The following is a 13,601-nucleotide window of genomic DNA, read 5'->3' as shown; positions in this document are numbered from 1 at the left end:
CGCCGGTCGCGGCGGCTGTGTGGGCCGCGCCGGCTGCCCGGCTCCGGCCGGGACCGGCCGGAGCGTCAGCGGGCCGGGCCCGCCCCGTGCTGCGCGGCGAGCGCGGTGATGCGGGCGGCGAGGGCGGTGTCCTTCCCGGTGATCGCGCCCCCGGCGTCATGGGTGTTCAGGGCGAACGAGACCGTGCCGTAGAGGATCCGGATCGCGGCGTGGTGGTTGGCGTCGTCCTCGGCGGCGGCGACGGCCGCGTACAGGCCGGGCACCGCCGTCCGGTCCGCCGTGAACGTCGCCGTCAGGCTGCCGTCCTGTACGGACCAGCCGGGCAGGCCGGCCAGGGCGGTATCCAGCTCGGCACCGGTCAGCGGGGGAGTGGGCACGTGGTCTCCTTCGGGTCGGGCGGTCGGTGCGGTGGGGGTGACAGGACGGCGGTGCGGTCGGACGGCTGAGCCGTCGGGCTCACGCGGCCCCGGGTGCCGGGGCCCTGGGGCGATCTTGTCGCCCGCCCGCCGGCGGACGCGGGAGCGGGACCCGTCCGGGGCGGCGCGTGTCGGACGGCCCGGCGCCGCCCGGATCCGCCGGGAAGCGCCGGGAAGCGCTGGGCTGGGCCGAACGCTTCCGTACCCGGTCCGGTGTCAAGTAACCGTCAGGGAACGGGCCGTCGGCGCAAGGCGCACGTAAGTGTCACGTCCGCGCAGCACGGGCTTAACACTCGTCCGGCACAGTGAGGACCACGGCGATACGGACTTCCGGAGCGGCTCCCGGACTCCACGATCGTCGGGACGCGGGACCGGCCCTGACCCGGTTCGCATCCCTTGCGGGGACCGCCGTCGTCCCGCCCCCGGTCCGCCGGGGTGCGGTGGTCCCCGCAACACTCTTCTCTCCGCTGATTTCCGGGCCGTTTTCCCGGCGGTCTTCCCGGTGGCTTTCCCGGCCGTTCCGCCAGGCAGTTCCCGGCTCCTGCCGCCGCGCCGGGGCACCTGCCCGACCGGACCGCTGCCCCGCGCTCCCCCCGCCTCGCCCCCGCTCACCGGCCTTCCGGTGCGGTCAGTCCCACTCGCCGTCGCCGCGGGGCGCGCGGGGCCGCAGCAGGCTCCGCAGCCCCCTGCTGTGCACCGCGTTGACGCCGAGGACGCCGACCCAGGAGATGAGCAGACCGGTCAGCCCGGCGTTCACCGCGGCGATCGCGGACAGCGGGATGGCCAGCACCAGCGAGACCGTGGCGACCGCGAACCGCTCGGCGAAGCCGCCGGCGGCGGAGCCGGTCCCGCCGCCGGTCAGGCCGTCGCCGCGCCGGGGCGGTGACGTACCGCGCGCCACCTGTATCTGCTGCTCGGCCAGTTGCCGCCGCACCCGCTGGTCGACGGACTTGTCCAGCTTCTCCAGGAAGGACTCCACCAGCTCCGACTCGTACTCCGGCCCCAGCTCTTTGCGTGTCTGGAGGGTCGCGTCGAGTTCTTTCCTCAGGTCGGGGTCGTGTGTCGCCATGCTGCCGAGATTACGGGTGGCCGCGTCGCAGGTCGGTAGGGCTAGCCCCCCAATCCGACGGGGGCCGTCGCCCCCGGCCGCCCGTCCGCCGGGCCGTCCGGATCCGGGACCCGTGCCGTGTCGCGGCGGGCGACGGCCCAGTAGAGGGCGGCCGGGACGGCGAGGCCGATCAGCCAGGAGATGTCCGCGCCGCCGAGCGGTGCCACCAGGGGGCCGGTGTAGAAGTGCGTGGCGAGGAACGGGAACTGGGCCAGGACACCGAGGACGTAGACGGTCAGGGCTCCGGCGTTCCAGGCGCCGTAGCGGCCGGCGGGATCGCCGAGTGCCGGGATGTCGTACCGCTCCTTGGAGATGAGGTAGTAGTCGACGAGGTTGATCGCCGACCACGGGGTGAAGAAGGTCAGCAGGAAGAGCAGGAAGTCCTTGAACGAGGCGAGGAAGGAGTCCTTGCCCAGCAGGGCCACGGCGGTGCCGGCGACCATGATTCCGGCGATGTACAGGGACCGGGCGCGCGGTGAGACCGTGGGGGCGCCGCTCCCGGCCGCCCCGGGGCGGCGGAAGCCGCTGACGCTGGTGACCAGCGACATGAAGCCGCCGTAGGTGTTGAGGATGTTGATGGTGAGCTTGCCGAGGGCGATGACGAAGTAGAGGAGCGCGGCGGTCAGACCGGTGCCGCCGAGGCCGACGAGGTACGTGACCTCGTGGCCCACGAAGGCGGCGGGGGCGGCGGCCGCCGCCAGCACGCCGAAGGCCATCGACCACTGCGCGCCGAGCACCGAGCCGGACAGCGTCCACCAGAAGGTGGCGCGCGCCGAGGTGTGGCGCGGGAGGTAGCGCGAGTAGTCGGCGACGTACGGGCCGAACGCCAGCTGCCAGGAGGCCGACAGGGAGACGGCGAGCAGGAAGACGGGCAGGCCGAAACCGCGGTCGTGGAGCAGGTCGGCGAGGTCGGCGCGCTGGAGGAGACGCGCGCCCAGGTAGACGAAGGCGAGCGCGCAGACGAGGCCGGCGATCCGGCCGAGGACGTGGACCAGGCGGTAGCCGACGGCCGCGGCGACGGCGGTGACCACGGCGAAGAGGACGATGCCGGGCGTCTCGCCGAGGTGGGTGAGCCGGCCGACCGCCTGACCGGCCAGTACGGTGCCGCTGGCGAAGAACCCGAGGTACATCACGATGACCAGCGCGAGCGGGACCACCGCGCCGCGGACGCCGAACTGGGCGCGCGAGGTGATCATCTGCGGCAGCCCCAGGCGGGGGCCCTGCGCCGCGTGCAGGGCCATCACCGCACCGCCCAGGAGGTTGCCGAGCAGCAGGCCGATCAGTGCCCAGAAGGCGTTCGCCCCGAAGACGACGGCCAGCGCGCCGGTGATGACGGCGGTGATCTGGAGATTGGCGCCGAGCCAGAGCGTGAACTGGCTGAAGGGGCGCCCGTGCCGTTCCTCGTCGGGGACGACGTCGATCGAGTGCCGTTCCACCACACCTGCCATGGGTGCCGCCTCCCCGAGCCGCCTGTATGGGTTCATGCAGGATCGACGCAGGTGAATGGAAGGTCAATAGGCCGGGGGCAGTTGGTGATCAATGGATTGCTGATCGCCGGTCGCTGTGGCGGACGGGCGGGGCGGTGGCCGGGTGCGGGTCCGGCGAGTTGTACGGCCCGGACGGTCGGCGGACGATGGGTGGAGCGCGGGGGCGAACAGGTGCGGGGTGAGCCATGGCGACACCTTCAGCGGATGTGGGCGGCAGCCGCCCGCGGGGCGGGCCGGCGGAATCCGGATCGCGGCACGGTCCGGCGGAATCCGGCGGGCGCGAGACGGTCATTCGTACCGAGGGTCTGACGAAGGTCTACCCCAAGACGGGTTTCGCGGCGGTGGACCGGCTGGATCTCCGGGTCTACCGGGGCGAGATCTTCGGTCTGCTGGGCCCCAACGGCGCCGGCAAGACCACCACGGTCGGCATGCTGACCACCCGGGTGGTGCCCACCGGGGGCTCGGCGTACATCGGGGACATCGATGTGATCGCCCACCCGGCGCTCGCCAAGCAGATCAGTGCCGTGGTCACCCAGGAGAACACCCTGGACCGCGCGCTGACCGTCTGGGAGAACCTCTACTACCACGGTCTGCTCTTCGGCATTCCCAGCCGCCGGTCCCGCCGCCAGGCCGATGAACTCCTCGAACGGTTTCACCTGTCCAAATGGTCGGCGGCATCGGTGTACGCGCTGTCCGGCGGTATGGCCCAGCGGCTGCTGGTGGCACGGGCGATATTCCACCGGCCGGCCGTGCTCTTTCTGGACGAGCCGACCGCGGGGCTCGATCCGCAGAGCCGGCTGGCGCTCTGGGACGTACTGGACCGGCTGATCGCCGACGGCCAGACCATCCTGCTCACCACGCACAACATGGAAGAAGCCGACCATCTCTGCGACCGGGTGGCGATCATCGATCACGGCAGAATTCTGGCCCTCGGCAATCCGGGCGCGCTCAAGGAGAGCGTCGGGGCCGACACCGTCGTCACGGTCGCCACCAGTGGTGACACCGGTGAACTGGCGGACCGGCTCCAGCGGGACATCGGCAATGTGGTGCGCATCCGCCCGGTCGACGGCGGCGTCGAACTCCAGGTGAAAGGGAACGACCGGATTCTCTCCCGGGTCGTGGCGAGCGCCGAGGCCGGCGGGTTCGATCTCGTCGATCTCTCGATTTCCGAAAGCAGCCTGGAGACGGTGTTCATCGGTCTCACCGGAAAGGAGCTGAGGGACTGATGGCCCGCTCCGCCACGCCTTCGGTGCCGGCCCGCCCGGCCGACGGCCGTATCACCGTACGGCCCGCCCGGTCCGCGGCGGCGTCGAGCCGCTCGGCCCTGGTGGCGCTCATCCGGCGGGATCTCGCGGTGCTCGGCAAGAACTTCGGCGAGTTCGTGGGCCGCACCCTCATGCAGCCCTTCCTGCTGGTCTTCGTCTTTCTCTATGTCTTCCCCACCATCGGCCAGGGCATCGGTTCGAGCGGTGGCCGGGCCGGTGAATCGGCGTTCGCCACCGTCCTGGTGCCGGGCGTGGTCTCGATCGCCATCATGTTCCAGGGCATTCAGTCCGTGGCCATTCAGATGTCCACGGAGTTCGGCTACACCCGGGAGATCGAGGACCGGGTGCAGGCGCCGTGCCCGATCTGGCTGGTGGCCATCGCCAGGGTCCTGTCGGGTGCGGCCCAGGGGCTGATCTCCGCGGTCATCGTGCTGCCGATCGCGGCGGTGGTGCACGCACCGGGCGTCCACGCGGAGCTGAGCATCCACTGGTGGATCGTGATCACGCTGATTCCGCTGGCCTGTATCACCATGACCTCGCTCGGACTGCTGCTGGGCACCACCTTCCAGCCCCGGAACATCGGCCTCATGTTCGGGTTCGTGGTATTGCCGCTGGTCTTTCTGGGCGGCACCTATTATCAGTGGACCAAACTTTCCATGGTCCATATAGGCGGATTCCACTGGCTCCAGATCCTGGTGCTCGTCAACCCCTTGATCTACCTCACCGAGGGAATGCGGGCAGGCTTCACCGAGACCTCACACATGCCTCTCTATATCGTCTACCCGGCGCTCGTGGCGCTCTGCGCGCTCTTCCTCGGTCTGGGCCTCCGCAATTTCCGCCGCCGCGTACTGTCCTGACGAATCCGCCCCGGGATATCCCGCCCCTGGGACTTCCCGGACGCCGTATCACGCGAGCGGGTTGGGCAGGGATGCCCACAGGTCGCCCGGGGACATTCCTTCCAGGCGCATCAACGTGAGTGCCTTGACCGGCAGTTCCGCGCCGAACAACGCCGCACGGTCGGCGCGGCTTTCCCCGGTGGCGGGCAGCTCGTCGTAGGTACGGCGGGCCGCGGCGGCGACGGCGGCCCACAGCCGCGCCTCGGCGTTCCGGTCGCCCTCGGCGAGCGCGGAGACCAGGCTGCTCAGCGTGGTCCCGATCAGATGGCCGAAGAGCTTGCTGCGCAGCAGCGCCGGGTCGTCGCTGAGCATCTTGCCGCCGAGGGGCGGCACCGTGAACCCGTGGTGCGCCAACCTGGCGGGGCTCATGCGGACGTCGGCCAGGTCGCGGTAGACGAAGCGGCATGGCCGGGCGTCTTCGTCGAGGACGACCAGCAGATTCTGCCCGTGCGCCGCCAGCGCCACGCCCCAGGAGAGCAGGCGCAGCATCGGGGGCAGCACCGACCGGGCGAAGGACGCCAGCCAGTCGACGGTGTGCCGGCCGGCTCCGGCAGCGGTCATCAGCGAGCGGATCAGCGGCGGTCCGCCGTCGGCCGGGCGCGCGGTGAGCGCCGCCACCGGCACCAGTGTCTCGCCCGCGCGCAGGCGTGCGGCATCGGACGGTGACTCGCGCAGCAGGGCGGCGAGGTCCGTGCTGGGCGCGCCGTCCACGACGGCGGAGGCCGCGGCGAGGTTGCGGGCGATCCCGAGCCCGCCGTCCAGCCGCCCCACGACCTCCGACAGCAGCGCGGACAGCGGCGCGCTGTTGGTGACCGCACCTGCCGAGATGTCCCGGACCTGGCTGGTCATCCGCATGGTGAGCGCCGTCTTGAGGTGCGGCCCCCCGGTGAGCGGGGCGAAGGTCCGCACGGTCATCAGCGGGCGGGCGCGGATCGCTCCGACGGCGAACGGCAGGTGCCCGAGCTCCGGCAGCACATGCCGGCTCTGCCAGGGGTGTACGGGCAGCAGCAGCCGGTCACCGTCCCGCAGCCGGGCCGGCCACGTCCCCGCGACGCGGCAGCGGTCGGCCGGGACCGCGACCAGATCCACACCGACGACCGGCCGGTGCTCCGGCCCGTAGGCCAGCTGGTCGGCCACCGAGAAGCCGGGGCGGCTGCGGCAGCAGGGGTGGTACGGATGGCCGTCGACGACGCTCTGCTCGAAGTGCGCGAGCGAGCGATCGGCCTCGTCCGTCCCCGCCACCCCGGCATCGGCGGCCCCCGCCAGGGAGAGCGCCAGAGAGGCCACGCTGTGGTCCAGTTCGGCCGTGAGGGCGGCGGCACCGGGCATCCCGATGGCGGCGAGCAACTCGGCGGGATGGGCGTACGCCCGGCCGTCCAGCCGCACCGTCGGCCGGTCCTCGGGCGTGCCGAGATCGTGCGGCAGCCGGGGCGGTCCGCTCAGCACCCGGCCGTCGCCGAGTCCGGCGCTGCCGCGGCGCCCGTCACGCACCGCCACGCCCGGCAGCGGTTCGTACAGCAGCGCACGCCACAGGCGCCCGAGGACGGCGGCGCGCGCCGGGGGCAGCGCGTCGGCGTAGGCGCCGGAGAGGCCGGGGCGCACGGCGGCCAGTTCGGCGGCGAAGGCTGCCTCAAGCGCGCGCGGCGTCGGATGCGGCGAGTCGTGGCTGGAGTCGGGATTCACAAAAGGTCGCCACCCTCTCGATTTTGCGGAAAATCGCGATCACGAACCGTCAATGGCTCATTTGCGCGGGGTGCGAAAGCGGAGTGCTCATGAATGAATGGCCTGCCGGCGTCCGGTGTGTGGCGCCCGGCGGTGCAAGGCGCCGGCGTTGTGCTTAATATGAGAATAATGGGTTATGCGTATGGAGTATGGACACTGACGCACCCGGGAAGGCGCTGGCATGGGTGATGTCCGGGACTGCGCCGATGCCCTCTCGGCCACCGCGCTCCTCAACTGCCTGATCCGTGAGGTGGCCCGGCCCGAGCGGTGCCAGGGCGAGCCCGACGGCCACCTCACCTACCGGCTTCCGGCGACCGGCCGCCTGTTGCGGGTGCGGGCCGGGCGCAGCCCCGGCGAGCCCCGCCTGCGAGTCGCCGAGGGCTGGCGTCCGCTGGCGTTCGAGGCTCTCGTGGCGCTCGTCGCGGAGGAACTCCGTCTGCACACGGGCATCGCCAACACCACGCTCCCCACCGAGATCACCGACAGCCGGGACGTCATCGCGGCCGTGCTGGACGCACGCGAGTCCGAGAGCCCGCCCAAGGACCTGTACCTCCGTTCCGAACAGGCGCTCCTCGCCGGACACCGGTACCACCCCGCCCCCAAGGCCCGTGGCGCGGGCGCCCCGGACAGCTGGCTGCCCTACGCGCCCGAGGCGTACGCCCGGTTCCCGCTGGCGGTGCTCGGCGTCCGTGCCGACCTGGTCGCCGAGGACGGCGACCCCTCGGCCCTGGACGTCATCGGCACACCGCCGCTGGACGGCTACCGGCTGCTCCCCGCGCACCCCTGGCAGCTCGACCTGCTCGGTGACCTGCCCGCGTTCCACGACGGGCGCCTGCTGCGGCTGGGGGAGACCGACATCCCCGCCGTACCGACCTCCTCACTGCGCACGGTGTACCTGCCGGACTCCGACCTGTTCTGCAAGTTCAGCCTGGACGTACGGATCACCAACGACATCCGCCGCCTGTGGCTGCGCGATCTGCGGTGGCTGCGGGTGATCGACGAGCTCCTGGACACGGTCTTCGACGACCTTCCGCCGCGCTCGCCGACGGCGGCCGTCCTCGCCGACCGGGGCTACCGCACCGCCGATCCCGGCGGTCAGGACGTCTACGAGGCGCTGGCCGTGGTCGTGCGCGATGGCGTGTGGACGCACCTCGGACCAGGGGTGACACCGCTGCTCGCGGCGGGCGTCAGCGAGGGCTTCCCCGGCAACCCGCTCGACGGCACGACCCCGGAGCGGGCACTCATCTGGTGGCAGCGGTACCTCGACCACGTGGTTCCGCCGGTGCTCCACGCCTGTCTGCGGCACGGGGTGGTGCTGGAATGCCATCTCCAGAACGTCCTGGTCTGCGTGGACGAGACCGGCCTCCCGGTGCAGGCGCTCTTCCGCGACCACGAAGGGGTCAAGCTCATCGCGGACGAACACCGCGATCTGCTGGGCCGCTTCGGGCCGCGGACACCCGCCCCCGGAGTGACCGCGGCCCACGGCTGGGAACGGCTGACGTACTGCCTGGTGACCAACAACCTCTCCGAGATCGCCGGCGCGATCGGCGAACGCCATCCGGAACTCGGCGGTGAGCTGTGGCGGCGGGCACGGTCGGTGTTCGCCGACTACGCGACGGAGAACGGCGATCCCCCCGAGATCCGGCGCCTGCTCGCCGCCCCGCACATCCCCGCCAAGGCCAATCTCCTGCTGCGCTGGCTCGATGCCGACGGCGCGAGCGCCCGTTACGTCGCTCTCCTCAATCCGCTGCGCGGCCCCGTACGGTGACGACGTGACGGCGGCGGCACGACCACCGGCCCCCGGCGCGGGACGCCCCCGCCGCCGTATGCGGCGCATCGCGCACGGCGGCGGGGTCGCCTCATGGGGTGGCGCCTCCCGGCCGGCCGACTCCCCGGCCGCCGTGGGCGACGACGTTCCGCTGCTGGACCCCGAACGGAACCTGCTGGGCATGCCGGGCGCGCCGGGGCACCCGCCGGCCGGGGTGGAACGGGTTCGGCGGGCCCATCAGGAGGTGCGGGCCCGGATCCGGGCGGACCGGCTGATGGACGCGGCGGCACCCCCCGACGGGACCGGCGGCGAGCTGTTCCGTGCCATGCCCGGGGTCGCCATGGTGCATCCGCCGGCCGAACCCGAACTGCGGTGGCGGGTCACGAACGCCGTGCAGTGCCTGGAACGCCTGGTCCGGCGCTACCCGTACGACGCGGAGTTGCAGGAGTTCCTGGACGTGCCGCAGGAGTTCCGGCCATGGATCCTGCGCGAGACGGCGCCGGAGCGCTTGCGGGTCGACTTCTGCCGCCTGGATCTGCTCGGCAGCACTCTGGGCACGGTGCGCGTACTGGAGTTCAACGCGAGCAGCCCCGGCGGGATGATCTCCGTGGGCACGGTGAACCGCTACTGGCGCCAGTCGTCGCTGGGCGGGCTGCTGACGGAGTGGGGCGTTCCCGACGCGCCGTTCGAGCGGCCCGAATGGTTCGCCGACTGGCTGACTGGCTACGGCCGCGACCACGGAGTGGCCGAGGAGGACCGCCGCAGCATCGGGTTGTTCCATCACCGGTCGACCACCGGGTACGAGATGGCGCAGGTGAGCGCGCAGTTGCGTCGGCGGGGCTGTACGCCGGTGGCGCTGGAGCCGGCCGACCTCGCCTCCGACAGCCCATTGCGCCTGGGGTACTTGAAATACTTCCCGCTCGATGTGCGGAAGATCGAAAGCTGGGAAACCTTCTGCGCGCGGCTGACGGCGAAGCGGCTCCGGGTACCCAATCCCCTCGCGGAACGCTGGGTCGCGGAGAACAAACTGTGCCTGGCCGCGCTCTCCGACCCCCGCTTCCGGCGCCTGTTCACGCCGCGGCAGCGGGCGGCACTCGACGCGTTCGTACCGTTCAGCCGCAAACTGGGCGACGGCGTCAGCACGGCGGAAGCCGTCTCGGAGCGCGCGCGGTTCGTACTGAAAGCGCCGTACGGATGCCGTGGCGAGTCCGTGGTCATCGGTGCGGAGACGCCCCCCGAGGAGTGGCAGCAGCTGGTACGGGGCCCGGACCGCCGGGGGTGGCTGGTCCAGGAGCGGATCGGCACGCCGGTGGTCGAGGTGACCGGCGGACGGTACTTCCGGGACCTGGTGGTGCCGGTCCTGGACGGTCGGATCATCGGCTACGGCAGCCGGATGAGCCAGGGACACCTGCTCAATGTGGCACGCGGCGGTGCCGCGTCCACGGTCTTCGCCCCGCCCGATCCTGAGGGCCGGACGTAGCGGGCCGCACGCCCGTACCGCCACCCCCTCGCACCCTCACCCCCTCACCCCGCGCTCCCGGCGCGGACGGCCGAGACCCACGCCCCGCGGCACGCCGGTCGTGTGCACGTCCTGTCATCGATTCCGGGCTCTGCGTGATTGGGTGGCCGTGGCGGTGTGACGGCGGCGCGGGCGGCAGGGGCTGGTGCGCATGGCGGGTGAGGGCGGATTCCCGTCCCGCGCGGTGCTGCGCCGCCCGGCACTGCGATGGGTGGACGTGCTGGTGGCGGCGGCGCTGCTGGGGCTGCTGTACGGAGTGCTGCGGCTCGCCCCGGCGCTGAACGCGCCGTTCCTGCCGAAGACCGCGCCGTCCTTCGTCTCCACGGATCCGTCGAACCTGCCGTACTACGCGGTGCGGTCACTGCTGCGGATGTTCGCCGCGCTGGTCCCCTCGGTGCTGTTCACCTTCGTCTACGCCATCGCCGCGGCGCGGCTGCGGCGGGCGGAGAAGGTGCTGCTCCCGGTGCTGGACATCCTTCAGTCGGTGCCGGTGCTGGGGTTCCTGTCGGTCACGGTGACCGCGTTCATCAACCTCTTCCCCGGCTCCGCCCTGGGGCTGGAGTGCGCCTCGGTCTTCGCGATCTTCACGGCGATGGCCTGGAACATGACCTTCGCGTTCTACTACTCGCTCATCTCCCAGCCGCAGGAACTCGACGAGGCGGCCCGGGTGATGCGGCTGACCAAGTGGCAGCGGTTCTGGCGCCTGGACGTACCCGGCGGGATGATCCCGCTCGTCTGGAACGGGATGATGAGTTTCGGCGGCGCCTGGTTCTTCCTGGCGGCCTCCGAGTCGATCAGCGTGCTCAACCGCACCTACGCGCTGCCCGGTATGGGCTCCTACGCCGCCGCGGCCATCGCCCGGGGCGACCTCGGCCAGGTCGGCATCGCCATCGCCGTGATGATGGTGCTGGTGATCGGGGTGAACGCGCTGTTCTGGCGGCCGATGGTGGCGTGGTCGGAACGGTTCCGGGTCGAGGAGTCCGAGGCCGCCGAACACCCGCGCAGCGTGGTGCTGGACACGCTGCGGCGCTCCACCGTGCCGGCGCGGCTCGGCCGGCCGCTGCGTCCGGTGAGCCGGGCGCTGGACCGCTGGACCCGGCCGTTCGGACCGGCCGAGCATCCGCTGTTCCGTCCCCAGAAGCGCGAGCGGACGGGGGACGTCTTCTTCGCCGGGGTGCTGGCCGCCCTGGTGATCTTCGGCGCGTGGAAGGCCCTGGCGTATGTGCAGGACACGACGGGCCTGGCGGAGTTCGGGCACGCCTTCGCCGTGGGCGCCGCGACCTTCGGCCGGGTGGTCGTACTGATCGTCGTGGCGACGCTGGTGTGGGTACCGGTCGGCGTGTGGATCGGGATGAACCCCCGGGTCTCCCGGTTCGCCCAGCCGGTGGTGCAGGTGCTGGCCAGTTTCCCCGCCAACTTCCTCTTCCCCTTCGCCACCGCCTTCTTCGTCCTGGCCGGTATCCCGCTGAACGCCGGGGCGATCGTGCTGATGGCGCTGGGCGCGCAGTGGTACATCCTCTTCAACGTGATCGCCGGGGCCTCGTCCATCCCCTCCGACCTGCGCGAGGCGATGACCCTGTTCCGGGTGGGCGGGCGGCTGCGCTGGCGGAAGTTCATCCTGCCGGCGATCTTCCCGTACTACGTCACCGGGGGGATCACCGCCGCCGGCGGCGCGTGGAACGCCTCCATCGTCGGTGAGATCGTCGAGTACGGGCACCACCACCTGACCGCCACCGGCCTGGGGGCCTACATCGCGCAGGCCACCGGCAGCGGCGACTTCCCCAGAATCCTGATCGGGGTCACCGTGATGAGCGTGTACGTCGTGGCGGCCAACCGGCTGCTGTGGCGCCGCCTGTACCGGCTGGCCGAAACGCGTTACGCCCTGTGACAGCACCGGCGGAGGTCGTATGGACACGAGGAAGAGCAGCGAGCGGGACCGGCGGAAGGTGCGGCGGTGACGGCCGCCCCCGGCCGGCCGGCCGGCGCGCGGTCCCCGGGCCCGGTGATCATCGAGGCCGAGCACGTCACCAAGACGTTCATCACCCCCGACGGCCAGGCCCTGCCGGTCCTGGACGGGATCAGCTTCGCCCTGCGGGAGGGCGAGATCGTCGCGCTGCTGGGCAAGTCCGGGGCGGGGAAGTCCACCCTGCTGCGGTGCATCGCCGGGCTGATCGCCCCGTCCGCCGGTACGGTCACCTACCGCGACACCCCGCTGACCGGCGCCAATCCCGGGGTGGCGATGGTCTTCCAGTCCTTCGCCCTGCTGCCGTGGCTGACCGTGCAGCAGAACGTCGAGCTGTCCTTGCAGGCCCGCAACGTGCCCGAGGCCGAGCGGCGGGAGCGGGCACTGAAGGCGATCGACCTGATCGGTCTGGACGGTTTCGAGGGCGCCTATCCGAAGGAGCTGTCCGGCGGGATGCGCCAGCGGGTCGGCTTCGCCCGCGGCCTGGTCGTCGAGCCGGACGCGCTGCTGATGGACGAACCCTTCTCCGCCCTGGACGTGCTCACCGCCGAGAACCTCCGCAGCGAGCTGGTGGGCCTGTGGGAGGGGCATGACGCACCGGTGAAGTCGATCCTGATCGTCACCCACAACATCGAGGAAGCGGTGCTGCTGGCCGACCGGGTACTGGTGCTCTCCTCCAATCCGGGAAGCCTCCAGGCCGAACTCGACGTCGACCTGCCCCGCCCCCGCGACCGCACCGACCCCGCCTTCGAGGCCCTGGTCGACACCGTCTACGGGATCCTCACCGGCCGCGAGGCCGCCGTCCAGGCCGCCGCCGCGCCGACGGTCCCCGCCCTGGCCACCCCCGGTGACCTCCCGCTGCCGGAGGCGTCGGTGGGCGGCCTGGCCGGTCTGCTGGAGATCCTGCTCGCCCGCGGCGGCGAGGACGGCCTCGCGGAGATCGCCGACGACCTCAACTTCGAGATCGACGATCTGCTGCCCCTGGTCGACGCCACCGTCCTGCTGGGCCTGGCCACCGTCGCCGACGCCCGGATCGCCATCACCGACGAGGGCCGGGAGTTCACCGCCGCGGACATCCTCACCAGCAAGGAGCACTTCGCCCGCCTGGCCGCCACTCGCGCCCCCCTGGTGCGCGCCATCGTCCAGGGCCTGGTCGCCACCGAGGACGGCACCCTGCGGGAGGGCCTCTTCCTGGACCTGCTGCGCCGCGGCTTCACGGCCGAACAGGCCCGCAACCAGCTGGAGACCGCGATCGGCTGGGGCCGCTACGGCGAACTGTTCGACTACAACCGCGACGACGGCCGGCTCCTCCTCGAACCCGGCGCCCGCACCCTCCTCCAGTCGTCCGCCGGACCGTCCGGCTCCGCCCCGCCCGCCGCCTCCGGCCCGGACTCCCCCGGGGGCCCCGGCTCCGGCCCGGACTCCGGCTCCGGCCCGGGTGGCGGGCGCTGACCGGC

The 13,601-nt window shown here is 72.0% G+C and carries 10 protein-coding genes; 6 read left to right on the top strand and 4 right to left on the bottom strand.

What is annotated here, in order from left to right; all coding sequences use genetic code 11:
• Positions 1-65 precede the first annotated feature (65 nt).
• The 3 genes from ACLJWH_RS03085 to ACLJWH_RS03075 all read right to left on the bottom strand — a co-directional run bounded on the left by ACLJWH_RS03085 (position 66) and on the right by ACLJWH_RS03075 (position 2,972).
• Positions 66-377: a 4a-hydroxytetrahydrobiopterin dehydratase gene (locus ACLJWH_RS03085; RefSeq protein ID WP_411139975.1), complete on the bottom strand. Its 312-nt coding sequence runs from the start codon at positions 375-377 to the stop codon at positions 66-68.
• A gap of 667 nt (positions 378-1,044) precedes the next feature.
• On the bottom strand, positions 1,045-1,485 hold the full coding sequence (locus ACLJWH_RS03080; protein ID WP_411139974.1) for a hypothetical protein: 441 nt from the start codon (positions 1,483-1,485) through the stop codon (positions 1,045-1,047).
• 41 nt (positions 1,486-1,526) lie between these two features.
• On the bottom strand, positions 1,527-2,972 hold the full coding sequence (locus ACLJWH_RS03075) for a purine-cytosine permease family protein (protein ID WP_411139973.1): 1,446 nt from the start codon (positions 2,970-2,972) through the stop codon (positions 1,527-1,529).
• Between the two features lie 224 nt (positions 2,973-3,196).
• Between ACLJWH_RS03075 and ACLJWH_RS03070 the strand changes: the two genes are divergently transcribed.
• Together ACLJWH_RS03070 and ACLJWH_RS03065 are read left to right on the top strand one after the other, a co-directional pair.
• Complete coding sequence (locus tag ACLJWH_RS03070; protein WP_411139972.1) at positions 3,197-4,237, top strand: ATP-binding cassette domain-containing protein; 1,041 nt, start codon at positions 3,197-3,199, stop codon at positions 4,235-4,237.
• The gene (locus ACLJWH_RS03065) at positions 4,237-5,133 is read left to right on the top strand and encodes an ABC transporter permease (RefSeq protein WP_411139971.1); all 897 of its coding nucleotides are present in this window, start codon (positions 4,237-4,239) and stop codon (positions 5,131-5,133) included. The genes ACLJWH_RS03070 and ACLJWH_RS03065 overlap by 1 nt, the downstream gene beginning before the upstream one ends.
• Positions 5,134-5,181: 48 nt before the next feature.
• Here ACLJWH_RS03065 and ACLJWH_RS03060 read toward each other — a convergent pair whose 3' ends face one another.
• Entirely contained in the window at positions 5,182-6,855 is a 1,674-nt protein-coding gene (locus tag ACLJWH_RS03060; RefSeq protein WP_411139970.1) for an IucA/IucC family protein, read from the bottom strand.
• 220 nt (positions 6,856-7,075) lie between these two features.
• Here ACLJWH_RS03060 and ACLJWH_RS03055 point away from each other — a divergent pair, with 220 nt between their 5' ends.
• The 4 genes from ACLJWH_RS03055 to ACLJWH_RS03040 all read left to right on the top strand — a co-directional run bounded on the left by ACLJWH_RS03055 (position 7,076) and on the right by ACLJWH_RS03040 (position 13,596).
• Positions 7,076-8,662 (top strand): IucA/IucC family protein, encoded by a 1,587-nt coding sequence (locus ACLJWH_RS03055; protein ID WP_411139969.1) that lies wholly within the window; start codon positions 7,076-7,078, stop codon positions 8,660-8,662.
• 4 nt (positions 8,663-8,666) lie between these two features.
• On the top strand, positions 8,667-10,142 hold the full coding sequence (locus ACLJWH_RS03050) for a hypothetical protein (protein ID WP_411139968.1): 1,476 nt from the start codon (positions 8,667-8,669) through the stop codon (positions 10,140-10,142).
• 190 nt (positions 10,143-10,332) lie between these two features.
• Positions 10,333-12,069: an ABC transporter permease gene (locus ACLJWH_RS03045; protein ID WP_411139967.1), complete on the top strand. Its 1,737-nt coding sequence runs from the start codon at positions 10,333-10,335 to the stop codon at positions 12,067-12,069.
• Between the two features lie 66 nt (positions 12,070-12,135).
• The gene (locus tag ACLJWH_RS03040) at positions 12,136-13,596 is read left to right on the top strand and encodes a nitrate/sulfonate/bicarbonate ABC transporter ATP-binding protein (RefSeq protein ID WP_411139966.1); all 1,461 of its coding nucleotides are present in this window, start codon (positions 12,136-12,138) and stop codon (positions 13,594-13,596) included.
• Positions 13,597-13,601: the final 5 nt, after the last annotated feature.

Source organism: Streptomyces sp. x-80, assembly GCF_046549095.1.
Lineage (GTDB): Bacteria > Actinomycetota > Actinomycetes > Streptomycetales > Streptomycetaceae > Streptomyces > Streptomyces celluloflavus.
Note: the sequence above shows the minus strand (reverse complement) of the source record. Positions and strands in the feature narration are given on the sequence as shown.